The organism is Steroidobacter gossypii, assembly GCF_016801985.1.
GTDB classification, from domain to species: domain Bacteria; phylum Pseudomonadota; class Gammaproteobacteria; order Steroidobacterales; family Steroidobacteraceae; genus Steroidobacter; species Steroidobacter gossypii.
This window is the reverse complement of record NZ_JAEVLS010000001.1, coordinates 1,135,509-1,153,880: the sequence shown is the minus strand read 5'-3', so window position 1 is coordinate 1,153,880 and position 18,372 is coordinate 1,135,509. Positions and strand designations below refer to the sequence as shown.

The 18,372-nt window shown below is 62.8% G+C and carries 16 protein-coding genes; 10 read left to right on the top strand and 6 right to left on the bottom strand.

Translation table 11 applies throughout. The features are described from left to right. The first annotated feature begins 32 nt into the window (after positions 1-32). The 3 genes from JM946_RS04950 (at position 33) to JM946_RS04940 (ending at position 3,798) form a co-directional block, all read left to right on the top strand. Positions 33-1,391 carry a DUF3999 family protein gene (locus JM946_RS04950; protein ID WP_203166020.1) on the top strand — a complete coding sequence of 453 codons (1,359 nt, stop codon included), beginning with the start codon at positions 33-35 and terminating at the stop codon, positions 1,389-1,391. Positions 1,392-1,461: 70 nt separating this feature from the next. Next, positions 1,462-3,387, top strand: a complete 1,926-nt coding sequence (gene mnmG / locus JM946_RS04945; protein WP_203166019.1) for a tRNA uridine-5-carboxymethylaminomethyl(34) synthesis enzyme MnmG — start codon at positions 1,462-1,464, stop codon at positions 3,385-3,387. A gap of 123 nt (positions 3,388-3,510) precedes the next feature. Continuing rightward, positions 3,511-3,798: an NfeD family protein gene (locus JM946_RS04940; RefSeq protein WP_203166018.1), complete on the top strand. Its 288-nt coding sequence runs from the start codon at positions 3,511-3,513 to the stop codon at positions 3,796-3,798. Here JM946_RS04940 and JM946_RS04935 read toward each other — a convergent pair. The 4 genes from JM946_RS04935 to JM946_RS04920 form a co-directional block, all read right to left on the bottom strand. Next, positions 3,795-4,961, bottom strand: a complete 1,167-nt coding sequence (locus tag JM946_RS04935; RefSeq protein WP_203166017.1) for a hypothetical protein — start codon at positions 4,959-4,961, stop codon at positions 3,795-3,797. The genes JM946_RS04940 and JM946_RS04935 overlap by 4 nt on opposite strands. A gap of 28 nt (positions 4,962-4,989) precedes the next feature. Beyond that, positions 4,990-5,739 carry an SIMPL domain-containing protein gene (locus tag JM946_RS04930; protein ID WP_203166016.1) on the bottom strand — a complete coding sequence of 250 codons (750 nt, stop codon included), beginning with the start codon at positions 5,737-5,739 and terminating at the stop codon, positions 4,990-4,992. Positions 5,740-5,883: 144 nt separating this feature from the next. Then, a complete protein-coding gene (gene gmk, locus JM946_RS04925) occupies positions 5,884-6,504 on the bottom strand; it encodes a guanylate kinase (RefSeq protein WP_203166015.1) in 621 nt (206 codons plus the stop codon). A gap of 39 nt (positions 6,505-6,543) precedes the next feature. Continuing rightward, complete coding sequence (locus tag JM946_RS04920) at positions 6,544-7,398, bottom strand: YicC/YloC family endoribonuclease (RefSeq protein ID WP_203166014.1); 855 nt, start codon at positions 7,396-7,398, stop codon at positions 6,544-6,546. Positions 7,399-7,485: 87 nt separating this feature from the next. On the opposite strand from JM946_RS04920, the gene JM946_RS04915 reads away from it, so the two are divergent. The 7 genes from JM946_RS04915 (at position 7,486) to JM946_RS04885 (ending at position 15,088) form a co-directional block, all read left to right on the top strand. Beyond that, positions 7,486-8,283 carry a PP2C family protein-serine/threonine phosphatase gene (locus tag JM946_RS04915; RefSeq protein ID WP_322110895.1) on the top strand — a complete coding sequence of 266 codons (798 nt, stop codon included), beginning with the start codon at positions 7,486-7,488 and terminating at the stop codon, positions 8,281-8,283. 91 nt (positions 8,284-8,374) lie between these two features. Beyond that, positions 8,375-9,100: a ribonuclease PH gene (gene rph, locus JM946_RS04910; protein ID WP_203166012.1), complete on the top strand. Its 726-nt coding sequence runs from the start codon at positions 8,375-8,377 to the stop codon at positions 9,098-9,100. Between the two features lie 14 nt (positions 9,101-9,114). Further along, the gene (gene rdgB / locus JM946_RS04905; protein ID WP_203166011.1) at positions 9,115-9,714 is read left to right on the top strand and encodes an RdgB/HAM1 family non-canonical purine NTP pyrophosphatase; all 600 of its coding nucleotides are present in this window, start codon (positions 9,115-9,117) and stop codon (positions 9,712-9,714) included. A 118-nt stretch (positions 9,715-9,832) separates the two neighbouring features. Next, a complete protein-coding gene (gene hemW / locus JM946_RS04900) occupies positions 9,833-11,008 on the top strand; it encodes a radical SAM family heme chaperone HemW (protein ID WP_230979447.1) in 1,176 nt (391 codons plus the stop codon). Between the two features lie 454 nt (positions 11,009-11,462). Further along, positions 11,463-11,663, top strand: coding sequence for a 50S ribosomal protein L31 (gene rpmE, locus JM946_RS04895; protein WP_129641557.1), 201 nt, complete (start codon positions 11,463-11,465; stop codon positions 11,661-11,663). A 255-nt stretch (positions 11,664-11,918) separates the two neighbouring features. Beyond that, positions 11,919-13,445 (top strand): M48 family metalloprotease, encoded by a 1,527-nt coding sequence (locus JM946_RS04890; RefSeq protein WP_203166010.1) that lies wholly within the window; start codon positions 11,919-11,921, stop codon positions 13,443-13,445. A 347-nt stretch (positions 13,446-13,792) separates the two neighbouring features. Beyond that, positions 13,793-15,088, top strand: a complete 1,296-nt coding sequence (locus JM946_RS04885) for a citrate synthase (RefSeq protein WP_203166009.1) — start codon at positions 13,793-13,795, stop codon at positions 15,086-15,088. Between the two features lie 24 nt (positions 15,089-15,112). Here the strand turns inward: JM946_RS04885 and JM946_RS04880 are convergent, their stop codons facing one another. Together JM946_RS04880 and JM946_RS04875 are read right to left on the bottom strand one after the other, a co-directional pair. Continuing rightward, a complete protein-coding gene (locus JM946_RS04880) occupies positions 15,113-15,733 on the bottom strand; it encodes a hypothetical protein (RefSeq protein WP_203166008.1) in 621 nt (206 codons plus the stop codon). 36 nt (positions 15,734-15,769) lie between these two features. Next, entirely contained in the window at positions 15,770-18,247 is a 2,478-nt protein-coding gene (locus JM946_RS04875) for a penicillin-binding protein 1A (protein WP_203166007.1), read from the bottom strand. Between the last annotated feature and the right edge of the window lie 125 nt (positions 18,248-18,372).

Below are 18,372 nucleotides of genomic sequence, written 5' to 3'. Positions count from 1 at the left end.
TGAAGGCTTGCAACCGGATTCTGGAACGGACTATGAGTGTGCGCTGGCTGTTTGTTTCCCTGAGCTGTCTGCTTGTAACGAGTGTCGGCGCGGCGCCGCCCAGCAAGAACGACTACGCCCAGGGCATGTCCGTGCAAGCCTCCAACACGCAACCGATGATCGAAACGGAGTTGCCCGATATCGTCTATCGACAGGTCACTCGCGCGGACCTCGGCGACTTGCGTGTCTTCAATGCAGATGGCGTGCCCGTGCCGCATGCGATTTGCCCGGCGCCAGAGAACGCCGCTTCGGAAGTGGTCGAACGAGGACTGTCCGTGTTCGTCCTGCGCGGTCGCGATCAGGTGTACACCGAGAGCACGCACGTAAATGTGGAAACATCGTCGGGAACGCGAGTGGATGTGCAGGAGTCTTCGCCGCCCGCCCCTGAAGTCGTGAGCGGCCTGATCCATATCATCGATGCACGCGACACTCAGCCGTTGCGCTCGATTCGTTTCGATTGGAGCAGCCCGGACGGCGTCTCCGCGGTGAAGGTGCGGATCGAAGCCAGCGACGACCTCGATCAATGGCGCACCGTCGTCCCGGAGAGCACGTTGTTGCTGGCCCAGCAGGAAGGAAGGGAGTTGCGTCGTGAGCGCATCAACCTGCCGCTACGCGAGTATGAGTATCTGCGCGTGCAACGAGTGGATAACGGTCCGCCGTTGACCGTGAATTCGGTAACAGCCGAGGAGGTATCGCAGCCACTCGAGTTCGAGCCGATCTGGTTCACCGCGACTCGGCTGCCGGCCAAGCAAGGCGACGAATTGATGTTCGACGCCGAGCACGTCGCGCCGGTGACCTTCGCACGCGTGCGACTCAGTCAGGAGAACAGCACCGCCAGCGTCGTCCTGCAGAGCCGGCCCGATGAAACATCGCCCTGGCGGACGCGTTGGACCGGTGAAAGCTATGTCATCGTCTCGGACACCGTGCGCCGGGAAAGTCCGCCGGCGCGAATCCAGCCTGTTCATGATCGTTACTGGCGCGTGCAGATTCTGAAAGATCCGCAGGTCTATGCCGACAGCAGTCTGGAGCTGGGCTATCGCCCGGCCAGGGTGCGGTTTCTCGCCCGGGGCGACGGCCCGTTTACCCTGGCATTCGGCAGCCGGCGCGCCGAGCTGGCCAAACCGGCGGCATGCGATCAGTTGCTCGCCGACGTGAGTGCTGCCGACCGGGGACGCATGATCGAGCCCGGCTATACCGGCCCGGTGGTCAATCTGGGCGGGGCTACCGCGCTCAAGCCATTACCCAAACAGACGCCGGTCAAAGTAGTGGTTTTATGGGCAGTGCTGGTGCTCGGCGTCGCGCTGTTGGTTGGGATGGCCCTGTCGCTCTTGAAACGCGTGCGGCAGCCATGAAGTAAGCGGCCGGTTCCACTAAACTAGCGCTCCTTTTGTCACGGGCCGGGCGCATACAAGCCCTACTCCCATGCGTTTTCCACAAGATTTCGATGTCATCGTGGTGGGCGGCGGTCATGCCGGCACCGAGGCTGCGCTGGCCTCGGCCCGGATGGGCGTGCGCACGCTGTTGCTGACCCAGAGCATCGAAACGCTGGGGCAGATGAGCTGCAATCCCGCCATCGGCGGCATCGGCAAAGGTCATCTGGTCAAGGAGATCGATGCCCTGGGCGGCGCCATGGCGCAGGCGGCCGATCGCGGCGGTATTCAGTTTCGCACTCTGAACGCCAGCAAAGGCCCGGCGGTGCGGGCCACCCGAGCCCAGGCCGATCGCGTGCTCTACAAGCAGGCGATCCGCTCGATGCTGGAAAACCAGCCGAATCTGACGCTGTTTCAACAGGAAGTGGCCGATCTGATCGTCGATGCCGAGCGCGTGCACGGCGTTGTGACTCAGACCGGCATCGAGTTTCGCGCGCGCGCCGTCGTGCTCACCGTCGGCACCTTCCTCGCTGGAAAGATCCACGTCGGGCTGACCAACTATCAGGGCGGCCGCGCGGGCGACCCGCCGTCGAATCGATTGGCCGAACGATTGCGCGCTTTGCCATTCCGTGTCGGCAGATTGAAGACGGGCACGCCGCCGCGCATCGACGGCCGCACCATCAACTACGAAGGCCTGCTCGTGCAGCCGGGCGATGAGCCGGCGCCGGTGTTCTCATATTTGGGCCGGCGTAGCGATCATCCCCGCCAGGTGAACTGCCACATCACCGCGACCAACGAGCGCACGCACGAGATCATTCGCGCCGGGTGCGATCGCTCGCCCATGTACACGGGCGTCATCGAAGGCGTGGGGCCGCGTTACTGCCCGTCGGTGGAAGACAAGATTCATCGCTTCGCCGACAAGACGTCGCATCAGATTTTCATCGAGCCCGAAGGGCTCACCACGCACGAGATCTATCCCAACGGCATTTCCACCAGCCTGCCTTTCGACGTGCAGCTGGAGCTGGTGCGCTCCATCAAGGGTTTCGAAAACGCGCACATCACGCGGCCGGGCTATGCGATCGAGTACGACTACTTCGATCCGCGCGACCTGCGTTACAGCCTGGAAACAAAGTTCATCGGCGGCTTGTTCTTCGCGGGACAGATCAATGGCACCACGGGCTATGAAGAAGCCGCCGCGCAAGGTCTGCTTGCCGGTCTCAACGCGGCGTTGCTGACGCAAGAGCGTCCGGCCTGGACGCCCCGTCGCGACGAAGCGTACATCGGCGTGCTCGTAGATGACTTGATCACTCGTGGCACTAGCGAGCCGTACCGCATGTTCACCAGCCGTGCTGAATATCGGCTGCTGCTGCGAGAGGACAACGCCGATCTGCGCCTCACCGAGAAGGGCCGCGAGCTGGGACTGGTCAGCGACGAGCGTTGGGCGTTCTTCAATGCCAAGCGTGAAGCCATCAACGCCGAGGTCGCGCGCCTGGATCGCGCAATCGTTCGCCCCCATCACCTCTCCGAAGCGCGCTCGGTCGAGTTGCTGGGCACGACGCTGACGCGCGAGGCGCATGGCTTCGATCTGCTGCGCCGGCCGGAAGTCTCGTATGCAGCGCTGGCCTCCATCGAGCAGGTCGGCTTGCCGGATTGGATGAGCGCCGCCGATGTGGATGAACGCCTCGCCGAGCAGGTTCAGCTGCAGGTGGAAGTGCAGGCCAAGTACACCGGTTATATCGATCGCCAGCAGGACGAAATCGAAAGGCAGCGGCGCCACGAAGATACCCGTCTGCCAGACAACATCGACTATGCGCAGGTTCGCGGCCTGTCGATGGAAGTTCGGCAGCGCCTGCAGGAAGCCCGACCGGATACGGTGGGCCGCGCGGCGCGGGTGCCGGGAGTGACGCCAGCGGCGATTTCACTTTTGCTGGTCCATCTGAAACGCCGCCAGGGCTTTCCCTCACAGCGCGCCGGCTGATTCGCCGGAATTCGAAGATGTTTCACATCTTATGGATCGGGCGTGGCGGCCGGCCCTACCGATCCGTAAAGTCTGCGGGCTTCGGGTCGATTCTTGATCTCAACGTCAACCCTTGAAACGTTCATGACCTGGTTCGTTCTTTTTGCCAGCACCGTGTTCGGCCTGTACTTCTGGCGACGCTACGTCCAGAGGCAGCGGGAATTGAACAGCCCGCTCGCCAGCCATCGCTCCGGCCATAGTCATATCGGCCAGGTGGTGGTGCTGGAGCAGGGCCTGCAGAACGGTTCGGGTCGCATTCGCCTGGGCAATCGCGAATGGCCGATCCGCGGGCCCAACCTTCCGCCGGGCGCCAAAGCGCGCGTCACCGGCGTCGACGGGACGGTGCTGCTGGTCGATCGCGTCGCTGCCTAATCGCCCGCTGTAGCGGGACACCCGTTTTCCCGCTTCGCGCGGGCGCCATGCTCCTTCCATAAGGCATCGGCTTGCTCGATGGCCGCGTCCTGCATTTGCGGAGTCGCGGTTTTGATCAGCGCCGGGATGCTTTGGGAGAAGCCCAACGCCGTGACGATGTACTGATCTCCCATGCAGCCGGCTTCGTTGAGCCGATTGCCGAAGTACTGCCACGCCAGCAACTGGGCGCGCGGAATCTGCCGGCCCCAGGGCATGCGGACCATCGACAGGAATGCCGTCGGCTCGCCGTCGCGCGCGGCGTCCAGACCGAATACCTGAGCGGTGCGCGAATCGGCGGGATGGCCATCGCAACCCAACGACATGCAATTCGCGAGATCGACTTTCGCCTTGGGAATCGAACGGCCCGCGCTTTTGAGCAGCTCGCGAATCTTGCTGACGTTCTCGGTGGTTTCGCCGCGCTGAACGGCAATCAGCAGATTGCTGGCCGCCGCATACATGGCCGGTGCGTAATTCTTGCTGATCGCGTCCTGGAGCAAAGCTTCGCGCTTGGCCGCATCGCGCAGGAACGGCGCCAGTTCGGTGGCGCTGGCAGGGTCGCCAGCATCGGCGGCGGTGCGCAGGCGTGATTCGATCGCGCCGAAATCGAACCGAGCCTTGGCGCAATTGCCCCGCGCCCGCGCCTTGAATTCCGCATCGGCTTTCAGCACTCCCGCCACGCGCGGCGCGCGTTCTGGCGGAAATTGTTTGCCTACCTGCGGGAGCTGGGATTTCCAATCCGCATTACGCCCCGAGGACACACTGTTGCACCAGTGCTGAATGCGCACGAGCGCAATGTCTGCTTGCCGGTTACCTTGAGCCGCGAGCGGGCTCAGTGCAGCGACCGCCTGATCGGCTTCACCGCGCGAGAGTTGATCGATGATCTGCTCGCTGACATTCAGGCCTTTCAGATTGCGGAAGCTGGTCACCCGCTGCAGCACCTGCTGGAACTGGGTCTCGTCGGTGGGGACGATCGTCACTGCCGGCGCTTCCGGTGGTGGCGCGGGCGGCGGGGCTTGCTTCGGCGCCTCGATGGCCTGGCTGGCGCCCGGTACGGCGATCTGTATGAAGAGCAGCGCTGCCGCGAGAGCAGCGCTGCGCGTGGTTCCGTGAGAGCGGCAATTCATTCGAATGAGCCCTCCCAGCGGGCTGAAGTTACGGCGTGCTGTTCGGGATCAAATCGTACTCGACCTGCACGGTGCCGTTGAATCCCATCTGGCCGCTCTGATACGAACCTGCGGCATCCGAGGCCGCTTCGGCGCGCATCATCTGCGTCTTCATCATCGGCATCGGCGGCGGCACGAAGCCGGAGCTGGCCGAAATCGTGCGCGGCGGACCCAGGCGGGCGCCGGCGGCCTTGGCCACCGCTTCGGCATTCAGCCTGGCGTCGGCCACGGCTTTCGCCAGAGCTTCACGCTCCAGGTCACGACGCTTGCTGGAATCCAGGCGCGGATCGCCGACCTGGTTCACGCCCAGATCGAACGACTTCTCCAGCAGCTGGCCGAGCTTGTCGAGATCGCGCAGCTCGATCTCGATCTGGCGCGACACGTAGTAGCCGATCAGGTTGCGCTCACGGGCGTTGTTGTCCCAGTTGTACTCGGGCTGAATGTTCACACGCGTGGTGCGCACGAACTTCTGCTCGATCTTCATGTCACGCGTGAGCTTCAGTACTGCTTCGACCGTTTTGGCAACTTCGGCGCGCGCCTCTTCCATCTTCGGCTTGCGCGCTTCCACGCCCAATGTCACCAGCGCGCGATCCGGCTCGGCCTGGATCTCGCCTTGACCGGAGACGCTGATGGTGCGGGGACGCTCGGCTTCTGCGCCGGAAGCACTTGCGGTTACCAGCAGCGCACACAGCGCAGTGGTGGCAGCGGCGGTGCTGAGCTGAAGAGTTCTGAATCGCATATGAATGATCCTTGATTACTAGCCACTTACTGGCCGTTTACTGGCCGATGACGGGCCGCTCGTCCGCGGCAGGTCAAAAGCTTTGTCCGTGGGCACGCCGGCAAGTTCAGCGCACCGCCGCTCGAGAAAAAAATAATCGTGGGCTCAACCCAACAGGCGGCGGATCAACGTTTGTAGCTCGGATCGGTCGCGTTTGAGCGCAGCGCCGGAGCCTGCGACAATGGTCTCGAGCTCGGTGGTGGCGCGTTCGAAATCGTCGTTCACCACGACATAGTCGAACTCGCTCCAATGTGACATATCCGCGATCGAGTCGCGCAAACGGCGCGCGATCACTTCGTCGTTGTCGGTCTGACGGCCGCGCAAGCGTTGTTCCAGTGCTTCGCGCGAAGGCGGCAGAATGAAAATCGTCTGGCATTCGGGCATGCCGCGGCGAATCTGTTGCGCGCCCTGCCAATCGATTTCCAACAGCACATTGTCGCCGCCGCGGAGCATGCCTTCGACTTGCGGCTTCGAGGTGCCGTAGTAATTGTCGAACACGCGCGCATGCTCGAGAAACTCACCGGCCTCGACCATGCGCTCGAACTCGGCGTGATCGACGAAGAAATAATCGCGACCGTGCTGCTCGTTCGGCCGCGGCTTGCGAGTCGTATAAGAGATCGAAAACCGCAGCGACGGCACGCGCGTCATCAACGCACGCACCAACGTAGTCTTGCCCGCGCCCGACGGCGCGGCAATTACAAACAACTTTCCTCGGACGGCCGTCATCTCTCTGACCAGTCAGTAGCCATTAGTCAACAGTCACTTCTATTCGACGTTCTGTACCTGTTCGCGCATCTGCTCGATCGCGACTTTCATGTCGACCGCCGCGCGCGTGGTCTCGCTATCCTGCGACTTCGAGGACAAGGTGTTGGCTTCGCGATTCAACTCCTGCATCAGGAAGTCGAGGCGACGGCCGGCAGGTTCGGCGGAGCTCAGCACGCTGGTCACTTCATCCAGGTGGGCGCCGAGCCGATCCAGCTCTTCGTCCACATCCATCTTGTGGGTGTACAGCACCAGCTCCTGTTCGAGCCGCTCGGGATCCGGCGTGGTGCCGAGCTGAGCAATACGCTCGACGATGCGATCACGCATGCGACGCGAGACTTCGGGCAGGCGCGCGCGCACGGCTTGGACCTGCGTGCGCATCGTCGTGCACCGCGCGAGCAGCAACTCGCGAATGCGTTGCCCTTCGCGCAGGCGCGTCTCGTTCAACTCGTTCAGTGCTTCCTGCACCAGCTCCAACGCGGCGGCGAGCACCGGCTTGATGTCGATTTCCGCCTCACGCACCACGCCGGGCCAGCGCAACAGCTCGACTGGGCTGACGGGGGCGGGATACTTCAATTGGCCGCGCACCTGATCGACGCGCGCAATCAATTCTTCCAGCAGCTGCGAGTCCAGCTCCAGCGAGCGCTGTATGCCGGCGGCGGACTTCAAGTAGAGATTGGCGTCCACTTTGCCCCGGCGCAGTGCGGCCGCGATGGTCTGGCGCACGTCGTTGTCCAGCGCCTTGAGCTCGTCCGGCAGGCGCAGCGAGGTCTCGAGGTAGCGATGGTTCACGGTGCGCACCTCGCACACCAGCGTACCCCATGGGCCCTGGCACTCGCGCCGGGCGAAACCTGTCATGCTGCGGATCATTATTTCGTGCCTGGAAGAAGATTAAGGCAAACGCTGTCTTACACGGTGAGTGACGCGGTGCTATAAAGCGTCGCCTTGAAAGGGGCAAGTGTAACAGCTGAAGAGCCGACCGGCCGGAGCCCGCGCTTGCGGATCGAGCATGCAGATTTAAGTCTGATCGGGGATCGTGAGGACAACCAGGACCGTGTGACTGTCGCTGCCACCGACAAGGCGGCGTTGCTCGTCGTCATCGACGGCATGGGCGGTCATTCCGATGGCAGTCGCGCCGCGGATACGGCGTTGAAAAGCCTGCTCGATTCCTTTTCACAAACGCCCTTGCCAATGTTCGATCCCATCGGGTTCCTGCATCTGGCGTTGAGCCGCGCGCACGACGAAGTGGCCCGCCTCGGCAATGGTCAGAGCATCGACGCGCGGCCCCGCGCGACCATCGCCGTGTGCCTCGTTCAGGAGGGCGCGGCGTATTGGGCGCACGTCGGCGACAGCCGTATCTATCACATCCGTAACGGCAAGATGCTGGTGCGCACCCGCGATCACAGCCACGTCGAGCTGCTGTTGCGGGAGGGCAAGATCACCGAGGAAGAACTGCCCAACCACCCCATGCGCAACTTCGTCGAGTGCTGCCTGGGCGGCGATCCGGCCATCCCGGAGATGACCATCAGCGGTCGACATGCGCTGCAGCCGGGCGACGTGATCCTGTTGTGTACCGACGGCATATGGGCCAACTTGCGCGACTCGGACATCGCGCAGTTCTTCCGCGACGACACCCAGCAGCTGCGGGCCTGGCTGGAAGCCCTGGGCCGGCGCGCCGTGCAGGCGTCGTCGCCTTTCAGCGATAATTCGACCGCCGCGGTCATGCGCTACCTGAGCAATTGACCCGTCATACCGGTACAGGGACGTAACGGCTGGCCGAACGCTCCAGGACGACTTGCGATACGCTGCAGTCGTATCAACTCAAGGTATACCGATGAAACCCAGGCCCAGTGGCCGCGCTCCGGACGAGCTGCGGCCGATCCGCATTACTCGTCGTTTTACCAAGCATGCCGAAGGCTCGGTCCTGATCGAGTTCGGCGAAACGCGCGTGCTGTGTACCGCGAGTGTCGAAGAATCCATCCCTTCTTTCCTGCGCAACACCGGCCGGGGTTGGGTCACCGCCGAGTACGGCATGCTTCCGCGCGCCACTCATACGCGTAACAAGCGTGAGGCGGCGACGGGAAAACAAGGCGGTCGCACGCTGGAAATTCAGCGTCTCATCGGTCGCGCCTTGCGCGCCGTCATCGATCTAAAAGCGTTGGGCGAACGCACGATCACGGTCGATTGCGACGTGTTGCAAGCCGACGGCGGCACGCGCACCGCATCGATCACGGGCGGCTATGTGGCCCTGGTGGACGCGGTGAACGCACTGGTGCGCAAAGGCGCTCTGCGTGATAGCCCCGTGCACGGCCAGGTGGCCGCGGTATCGGTGGGCATCTGGTCGGGCATCCCGGTGCTGGATCTCGACTACGCCGAAGACTCGGAGGCCGAAACCGATATGAATATCGTCATGAACAACGGCGGCGGCTTCATCGAAGTGCAGGGCACCGCCGAGGGTCATGCGTTCCGGCGCGACGAGCTCGACGAGCTGTTGAATCTCGCCGCGAACGGCTGTGGCCAGTTGCTCGCGCGCCAGCTCGAAGCCCTGAGCGCGGACTGACCAGGCGGCTGGCCATGCGTTTGGTAATTGCCACCGGCAACGCCGGAAAACTGAAGGAGCTGCGCGAGCTGCTGCCAGCGCCGGCGTTCGAAGTGCTGCCGCAGTCGCAGTTCACTACGGTGAGTGTCGAAGAGACCGGCCTGAGTTTCGTCGAGAACGCCATCTTGAAGGCGCGACATGCGGCCGCAGCTTCGGGTCTGCCGGCGATCGCCGACGATTCCGGTCTGGAGGTGGACGCGCTCGACGGCGCTCCCGGCATTTATTCGGCGCGCTACGCCGGCGAAGGCGCGAGCGACGAGGACAACCTGCGCAAGTTGCTGGGGGCGCTCGACGGCAAATCGCCTGCAGAGCGCACCGCGCGCTATCAATGCGCGCTGGCGTTCATGCGCTCCTCGCACGATCCGTCACCGCTTATCTGTCAGGCGAGTTGGGAAGGTCGCATCACTACCGCGCCTCGCGGCACGGGCGGCTTCGGCTATGACCCGATCTTCGAGCTGGCCGATCGTGCGGTGACTGTGGCGGAGCTGCCGGCCGCCGAAAAGAATCTTCTGAGCCATCGCGGCAAAGCGCTGCGCGGGCTGGTCGCACAGTTACGCGAGTCGTATCGCAGTTGAGCCGCCACCCGGGTACATGGACGTACCCCGCCGCCGCAGGTGGCGGCGATAGGCAAAGGCCGCGCCTTTTGCCGACTCGCACGACGGTCGTGGCAGGATGCCCGATCCGGAGTTTTATATGTCCATGACTTTGCCGCCGTTGTCGTTGTACGTGCACATGCCTTGGTGCGTGCGCAAGTGCCCATACTGCGACTTCAACTCGCACGCCGCGCCCGAGCTCGTTCCACAGGCTCAGTACATCGATGCGCTGCTCGAGGATCTGCAAAACGATCTGTCGGCGGTGCAAGGTCGCGAGCTTACTTCGATCTTCTTCGGCGGCGGCACGCCGAGCTTGTTCGCTCCCGAACAGATCGGTCGATTGCTCGAGGCGGTGCGCCGGCAGATTCCCTTCGACTCTGGCATCGAGATCACGCTGGAGGCGAATCCCGGCACCATCGAGCACGGCCGCTTCGCGGGCTATCGCGACGCCGGCATCAATCGCGTGTCGCTCGGCGCGCAGACCTTCAACGAAGAGCAGCTGCGTTTGCTCGGCCGCATCCACGGCGCTCGCGACATCGAGCGCGCCGTGGAGGAGTTGCGGCAGGCGGGCCTCGACAATTTCAACCTGGATCTCATGTACGGCCTGCCTGCGCAGAACGTCGCACAGGCGCTGCTCGATCTGGAGGCGGCCCTCTCCCTTCAGCCGGCGCACATCTCGCAATACCAGCTCACTCTGGAGCCAGGAACCGTGTTCTATCACCGCCCTCCGCCGCTACCGGATCCGGACGACTGCTGGCAGATGCAGATCGAGTGTCAGGAAGTGCTCGCCGCGCGCGGCTACGAGCAATACGAAGTCTCGGCTTACGCGCGGCCGGGCCGGCGCAGTCGCCACAATCTCAATTATTGGGAGTTCGGCGATTACATCGGCATCGGCGCGGGTGCGCACGGCAAGCTGAGTCGACTCGACGAAGGCGAGGTCATCGTGCGAACGACGCGCGTGAAGCAACCTCGCGAGTACATGTCCCGTGCCGCAGATCTGCGAGTGAGTGAGCGACGGGTGGTGCCCGCGGCGGACGTGCCGTTCGAGTTCATGCTGAACAGCTTGCGGCTCATCGACGGCTTCGACGAGCACGAGTTCGAATCACGCACCGGTTTGCCGTTCGCAACCGTGAGTCGTACCGTCGCCGAAGCTCAACGCAAGGGGCTGTTCGAGCTCGATCGTCCCCATCACTGGCGCGCGACGCCGAACGGACAGCGCTTCCTGAACGATCTCCAGGAGATGTTCTTGCCGGAGCCCGAGGGCGCCGGGGCGTAGGCCGAATCCGACCGTGGCGAGACGCCGAATAACTGCATCCGGCACTCGCCGACGACCCGCTCTGTCAGACCAAATTTTCTTTGAAAACCGAATCCTTAGGCCCTCGGCCCGCGGGGTTATGCACACACCTGAAGCGCTGTTGGTTTGCTCCCACGTTGATGACAAAATTACATGCGATATATCAGGAGCGCCTCGTAACCTATTGATTGCGCAGGTAGAAATGCCCTGGTGAAAAATTGAGCAATTTGACAGCGTCATATTTCTGCAAGCTTCGGGCTTGCCATCGCGGTCAGTCATCCACACACTTATCCACAGGCTTTGTGGATAACCGCAGTCAAGTACCTACGAATCCATTGAGCCCCCTGGAGGCGAAAGTTTTTTTCTTGCGAGGCTCCGGATCGGCCGCTACACTGCGCCCCTTTTTTCCGCCCGGCACGCCCACAGATACAGTCCCATGAAAGACGGCATCCATCCCGAGTACAAAGAGATCAACGTGGTCTGCAGCTGCGGTAATTCGTTCGTTACCCGCTCCACGCTGGGTCATGACCTGCAGATCGAAGTCTGCTCCAACTGCCATCCGTTCTATACGGGCAAGCAGAAGATCGTCGATACCGGCGGTCGCGTCGACAAGTTCCGCAAGAAGTACGCCCGCTAACAGGCGACTTCGGGCTGCCCCCAAAGGCAGCCCCCCAGTGCAACCTCCAAGAGCAACCCCCAAGTGCGGCCCGCGCAGCGCCGCCTTAGTGGCAGTCGGCGTTAAGCACGGGTTCAGCAGCAGGGCTCTACACGAGAAGGGGCGCTCCGGTCTTCCGCCGGGGCGCCCCTTTGTCTTTGCGCTGGCAGACCGAACGCCAGGGAATCCACGAGCGAACTCGCGACGATTTGCATCCTCATAGATCTATAGAGTGCAATGGCGTCCCCTGCCGTTGCCGAGACGGACGCCGCCATGCCGCTGAACAAGACTCTTCGCGCCGCATTGTTGATGGCCCTCACCGCAGGCAGCACGGCCGCCCTGCTTGGCGGCTGCGCTTCCAATCCCGTGACCGGGAGCCCCGATCTGGTCTTCCAGAGCGAGGCGGGCGAGATCAAGAAGTCGAAGGAAGTTCATCCGCTGATCGTGCAGCAGTTCGGCGGTCCCTATGAGGACCAGCAGCTGCAGGCGTATGTGAACGAGGTCGGGCAGCGCGCCGCCAAGGCCAGCCACCGGCCCGATCTCGAGTATCACTTCATGGTCCTCGACAGCGAGGACATCAACGCGTTCACCACCGGCGGCGGCTACGTCTATATCACCCGCGGCATCATGAATTACCTCAACTCGGAGGCCGAGCTGGCCGCCGTGCTGGGGCATGAGATCGGCCACATCACCGCGCGCCATCCGGTGCGCCAGCAGAGCAAATCCACGCTGTCGAACATCGGCGCGGCCGCGGTCGGCATTTTCACGGGCAGCGCCGATCTGGCCGGTCTGGCCAATTACGCCGGCGCGGCGCTGGTCAGCGGCTATGGTCGCGACCAAGAACTCGAAGCCGATCGCCTCGGCGCCGAGTATCTGACCAAGACCGGCTACTCGTCGGAGAGCATGATCGACGTGGTGCGGCTGCTGAAGAACCAGGAAATGTTCGAGATCGCCCGCGCCCGCGAAGAGAAGCGCGAACCGCGCGTCTATCACGGGGTGTTCGCGACTCACCCGGACAACGATCAGCGTCTCACCGAAGTGGTGAAAGCGGCGGACAAGCTCAAGGGCGGTCCGACCGACAATCTCGATCCCGGCCGCGAAAAATATCTGAAGGTCATCGAAGGTCTGCCGATGGGCCCGAGCCGCTCGCAAGGCGTGCTCAAAGGCAATCGCTTCTATCACGCCGACCTTGGGCTCACGGTGGTGTTCCCGACTGGCTGGAACGTGGAGAACCAGGCGGACCGCGTGATCGCGATTTCGCCGCAGAAAGACAGTGTCCTGCAAATGCAGACGCAGGCGCCGCCGCCGAACACCGGCCCGCGTGAATTCCTGTCGCGCCTGCTGGCTCGCTCGAGCGCCAGCCAATCCGAACCCATCGAAGTGAACGGATTGCAGGGTTACACCGCGGTCGTGCGCGCGGCCAGCACGCCGTTCGGAATGATGCCGACCCGCTACGTCGTGATCTATCACAACAACCTTGCTTACATTTTTGCCGGCGCGAGCAAGGCGTCCACCGGCACGCCGAAGGCCGATCCGCTGTTCATGTCGACGGTAAAAACCTTCCGTCGGCTCAAGCAAAACGAGTTCGCGCTGGCCGAGCCCTACAAGATCAAGACGATTCGCGCGACTGAGACCACGCGCATCGCCGACCTGGCGAAAAAATCACCCTTGCCCGAGTACGCCGAAGAGCAGTTACGCCTGCTCAACGACCTGTACCCGAACAAGGAGCCGCAGCCCGGACAGCTGATCAAAATCGTCGAATGAGTGAGCTTGCGACCACGTGAAATCAATCTCGTCGAAGAAGTGATAAGCGCGCCTAATAGACAGCGCAGGACTTGAAGGCCACCGATTCGATTCGCCGCAGGGCGTGAATTCCCGCTATAGCGTCGCTGCATCCGCGATGCACAGAACTAATGTCGCCCGGCGGTCATCGTGCTTGATTCGTCGGCGATGACGTGTAAGTCTGCGCCTCCGATTTTTGCGCTTGCAAAAAGCCGCCACGAGCGTCGCCTACGGACGGGCACGATCGTTTTCCACGGCTTGGCCAGATGCTCCCTTACCGAAGCGCCCGGTCAGGCTCCCCTGTGGCATCTGTCTGCGGAATGAGCTTCATGGCTGATAAGAAGTTTGAACTGACCAATCTGGCGACGGGCAAGAAGTCGCTCGCCGAAGTGAAGAGCGGCACGCTCGGCCCCGACGTGCTCAACATCGCCAGCCTCGCCAAAGATCACGGCATGTTTACTTTCGACCCGGGCTTCATGGCCACGGCGTCGTGCGAAAGTAAAATTACTTTCATCGACGGTGACGAGGGCGTGCTGCTGCATCGGGGCATCCCGATCGAGCAGCTGGCCGAGAAGAGCAACTTCCTCGAAGTGGCGTATCTGCTGATCAACGGCGAACTGCCCACCGGCGAGCAACTCGGCGAGTTCACGCACGCCATCCAGTACCACACCATGATCAACGAATCGCTGCTGCGATTCTTCAACGGCTTCCAGCACAACGCGCATCCGATGGCGATGCTGTCGGGCGTGGTGGCTTCGATGGCGGCGTTCTATCACGACTCGATGGACATCCATAACCCGCGCCATCGCGAGATTTTCGCTCATCGCATCATCGCGAAGATTCCGACCATCGCCGCGGCCGCTTACAAGCATGCGCTGGGTCAGCCCTTCATGTATCCGCGCAACGATCTGGATTACTGCTCGAACCTGCTGCACATGTTCTTCTCCGTGCCGTGCGAGCAGTACAGCGTCGATCCGGTGCAGGCGCAGGCGCTGGACCTGCTGTTCATTCTGCACGCGGATCACGAACAGAACGCCAGCACTTCGACCGTGCGCCTCGCCGGCAGCACCGGCGCCAATCCGTACGCGGCGATCTCTTCGGGCATCTCGGCCCTGTGGGGCCCGGCGCACGGCGGCGCGAACGAAGCGGTGCTGGCGATGCTCGAGCAGATCGGCACCGTCGAGAACGTGCCGAAGTATCTGGCCAAGGCCAAGGACAAGAACGACAACTTCCGCCTGATGGGCTTCGGCCATCGCGTCTACAAGAACTTCGATCCGCGCGCGACCATCATCCGCGCCATGTGTCACAAGGTGCTGGCGAAGCTCGGCAAGTCCGACAATCCGCTGTTCGAACTGGCGTTGAAGCTGGAGGAGATCGCGCTCAAGGACGAGTACTTCGTCGAGCGCAAGCTGTATCCGAACGTGGATTTCTACTCCGGCATCATCTACAGCGCGATCGGCATCCCGCAGTCGATGTTCACGGTGATGTTCGCAATCGCGCGCACCGTCGGCTGGGTGGCGCATTGGCAGGAGATGATCGCGGATCCGACCATGAAGATCAGCCGGCCGCGTCAGCTGTACACCGGTCCGGCGAAGCGCGAATACGTCGAGATCGAACAGCGCTGAGTCACTCGGGCAGGCAGCGACGCTTCAGTCGTTGTCTGCCGATTCCAGCAACGATTCCAATTCGGCCGCGTCCGCGCGGCGCATCGGCCGGCCATCCACCGGGCTGGCCGGTGACTGACGAATGCCGTCGATAGGAAACACGACGGCGTCGATCTCGCGATCTCCCGCCACGAACTGCACCACCGGATACGCGACCAGGCGATTGGGCTCGTAACGCAGCCTCCGCTCGGCGAGGTGATGCGGGATGTTCTTGTCCATCAGATGTAGCGTGACTCGCTCCGGGCTGTCCGCGAACAGGTGCAAGTTCACTTCGGAGTGCGCCGACGCCGTGCCGCTCAGCACGGGACCGACCAGCCGCGGCTGAAAGCTGGCCAGCAGCTTCATCGCCTGCAGCGCCGTGCGACGTAACGCGCTCAACGCAGTGGAATGTTTGTGACCTTCGAACAGGCGTTGATGCGCCTCGAGCGCCGCTTCGATCTCGGTGTTCTTGGGCAACACCGCGATGTCGGTGGCGCCGAGCCGCTCGGCCGCCTTGCGTTTGGCCAGCCCGTAATCGTCGATGCCCTGTTCGGACATGATGCGAGCCGCTTCCTGCGCCAGCGCCATGCGCAGCTGCTCGGCGCGTGGGTTGCTTCGTTTGCTCATCTTCGTACCCGTAGTCGGAACAGGCCAGCTCGAACTTTAGAACAGAGAGTCGTCGCTTTCCTTGTTCTCTTCGTCGCTGTCCCCCACCGGCAGAGCGGTGTCGAGTTCGGCCTGCGGCGGCAGATGGCCCGCCATGAATGTCTCGAAAATAGCATCCGGATCGCCGGGGCGCGCCGCCAGGCCGGTGTCCGCCGAGATGCGCATGGAAACCAATCCCGGCGGCGGCGTGCGCCGCTGCTCCGGTACTCCTTTCAACGCTTCGGACATGAAGTAGATCCACATCGGCAGCGCGGTCCGGCTGCCTTCCTCGCCCGGACCGAGCGAGCGCTCCTGATCGAAGCCGACCCAGGCGGTGCCGACCAGCGAGCTGTTGTAGCCGCAGAACCAGGCGTCGCGCCGATCGTTGGTGGTGCCGGTCTTGCCGGCCAGGTCGCCGCGCTTCAATTGCAGGGCGCGCACGGCGGTGCCGCGCTTGACCACGTCCATCATCATGTCGGTCATCAGATAGTCGTTCTGCGGCGAGATGACTTGGGGCGCCAGCGATTTTTCCTGCAGATAGGTGCGGCCGCCCCAGCGAGTCTCGTCGGTGAGGCTGGAGGTGATCGGCGCATCCAGCAGATTGGTGGTGCCGCCTTCGGTTTCAGCCGTGGGCTGCACGCAGTCGGCGCAGGCGAACTTGGGCTGAGCTTCGAACTCGACCTTGCCGTCGGCGGCGATGATGCGCTGGATGAAGTACGGCTCGACGCGGAAGCCGCCATTGGCGAACACTGCATAGGCGCTTGCCATTTCCAGCGGCGACACCTGCGCCGTGCCCAGCGCCAATGAAAGATTGCGCGGCAGGCTGTTTTCGGGAAATCCGAATCGCTCGATGAATTGGGTCGCGTACGCCGGCCCGATCGAGTTCATGACGCGAATCGAAACCAGGTTACGTGAGCGCACCAGCGCTTCCCGCAGCCGCATCGGGCCACCGAACGAGCGACTGTTGTTTTGTGGGCGCCAGCTGCCTTCCAGCGCGGCATCTTCGATCACCAGCGGCGCGTCGTTCACGATGGTCGCGGGTGTGAAGCCGTGATCGAGTGCCGCCGAATACAGGAACGGCTTGAACGACGAGCCTGGCTGACGCTTGGCCTGCACCGCGCGGTTGTAGTTGCTGGCGAAATAATCGAAACCGCCGATCAGCGCGGAGATCGCGCCGTCCTGCGGATCGACTGCGACGAACGCGCCCTGCGCTTCGGGAATCTGCACCATGCGCCAGTTTCCCGATGTTTCCTGAGCGATATAAATAATGTCGCCGACCGCGAGCACGTCGCTCGCACGTTGCAGCTGCGGTCCCACGCTGCCATCCGGCAACGGGCTGCGCGCCCAACTGATCGCGCTCCAACCCAAGTTCACCCGACCGACATTGCGTGAGAACGCGACCGCGCTCTTTTCTTCGGTCGAAACGACGATGGCGGGCTCCAAGCCGCCGCGCACTGCATATTCTTCGAGCGCCTGCGACCACTCTTTTTCTCGCGCGCCGGATGGCAACGTCGCGCGTCCCGCAGGGCCGCGATATCCGTGACGTTGATCGTAATCGAGTAATGCGCCGCGCAGCGCTTTGACTGCGGCATGTTGCAACCGACTGTCGACGGTTGTCACAACCTCGTAGCCCGCGGTGTACGCCTCGGGGCCAAGACGATTGAACAACTCAGCTCGCGCCATCTCGGCGACGTACGGCGCTTCCACTTCGACAGCTGGACCGTGCAGCTTCGATTCGACCGGCGCTTTCAATGCCGCCTGATATTCCTCTTCGGTGATGTACTCCTTTTCGCGCATGCGACGCAGCACGTATGAACGGCGCTGACGCGCCAGCTCGGCATTCGCGACCGGATTGTCTCGAGAGGGCAATCGGAACGTGCCCGCGATCACCGCGATTTCCGGCAGCGTCAGCTGGTCGACCGACTTGCCGTAATAAACTTCCGCTGCCGCGCCGATGCCGTAAGCGCGCTGGCCGAGAAACATCTTGTTCAGATACAGCGCCAGGATTTCCTGCTTGGTGAGCTCCTGCTCGATGCGAAACGTGGTGAAGATTTCCACCATCTTGCGTCGATAGCTCTTTTCCGGACTGAGGAACACGCCACGCGCCAGCTGCATGGTGATGGTGCTGCCGCCTTCGGCTTTGTTGCCGGACAGGAGATGTCGCAGCACTGCGCGCGCCAGGCCCGGATAGTCGACGCCACCGTGCTGGAAGAAGCGATCGTCCTCGGCCGCCAGCACCGCGTTGATCATCTGGCTGGGAATGGCCTCGAACGACAGCGGAATACGCCGCTGCTCACCGAACTGAGCGATCAACCGGCCGTCCCGGCTGAACACGCGCAATGGCACCTGCAGCCGGATGTCCTTGATGGTGGTGACGTCGGGCAGCCCGGGTCGCAGGTACTGATAGGCCCCGAGCATGCCGAGCACCCCCGCGCCGGTCACGCCCAGCAGTCCCGCGAGAATCAAACGGAGGGGGGATTTGAAGTAACGTCGCATGACAATAAGAGATCCTAAGTCCTTGCTTCGCCGTTTGCTTTATCAAACTGCGCTGGGCAATATTAGCTGTTGTACATAATCCGGGCGACGATTTGGGGCGTCGTTCGATCGGGCCACAGCCGGGT

Excerpts from the sequence above, each read along its gene's own strand:
- JM946_RS04950 (WP_203166020.1), top strand. The coding sequence starts at position 33 with ATGAGTGTGCGCTGGCTGTTTGTTTCCCTGAGCTGTCTGCTTGTAACG.
- mnmG (WP_203166019.1), top strand. The coding sequence starts at position 1,462 with ATGCGTTTTCCACAAGATTTCGATGTCATCGTGGTGGGCGGCGGTCAT.
- JM946_RS04940 (WP_203166018.1), top strand. The coding sequence starts at position 3,511 with ATGACCTGGTTCGTTCTTTTTGCCAGCACCGTGTTCGGCCTGTACTTC.
- JM946_RS04935 (WP_203166017.1), bottom strand. The coding sequence starts at position 4,961 with ATGAATTGCCGCTCTCACGGAACCACGCGCAGCGCTGCTCTCGCGGCA.
- JM946_RS04930 (WP_203166016.1), bottom strand. The coding sequence starts at position 5,739 with ATGCGATTCAGAACTCTTCAGCTCAGCACCGCCGCTGCCACCACTGCG.
- gmk (WP_203166015.1), bottom strand. The coding sequence starts at position 6,504 with ATGACGGCCGTCCGAGGAAAGTTGTTTGTAATTGCCGCGCCGTCGGGC.
- JM946_RS04920 (WP_203166014.1), bottom strand. The coding sequence starts at position 7,398 with ATGACAGGTTTCGCCCGGCGCGAGTGCCAGGGCCCATGGGGTACGCTG.
- rph (WP_203166012.1), top strand. The coding sequence starts at position 8,375 with ATGAAACCCAGGCCCAGTGGCCGCGCTCCGGACGAGCTGCGGCCGATC.
- rdgB (WP_203166011.1), top strand. The coding sequence starts at position 9,115 with ATGCGTTTGGTAATTGCCACCGGCAACGCCGGAAAACTGAAGGAGCTG.
- hemW (WP_230979447.1), top strand. The coding sequence starts at position 9,833 with ATGTCCATGACTTTGCCGCCGTTGTCGTTGTACGTGCACATGCCTTGG.
- rpmE (WP_129641557.1), top strand. The coding sequence starts at position 11,463 with ATGAAAGACGGCATCCATCCCGAGTACAAAGAGATCAACGTGGTCTGC.
- JM946_RS04890 (WP_203166010.1), top strand. The coding sequence starts at position 11,919 with ATGGCGTCCCCTGCCGTTGCCGAGACGGACGCCGCCATGCCGCTGAAC.
- JM946_RS04885 (WP_203166009.1), top strand. The coding sequence starts at position 13,793 with ATGGCTGATAAGAAGTTTGAACTGACCAATCTGGCGACGGGCAAGAAG.
- JM946_RS04880 (WP_203166008.1), bottom strand. The coding sequence starts at position 15,733 with ATGAGCAAACGAAGCAACCCACGCGCCGAGCAGCTGCGCATGGCGCTG.
- JM946_RS04875 (WP_203166007.1), bottom strand. The coding sequence starts at position 18,247 with ATGCGACGTTACTTCAAATCCCCCCTCCGTTTGATTCTCGCGGGACTG.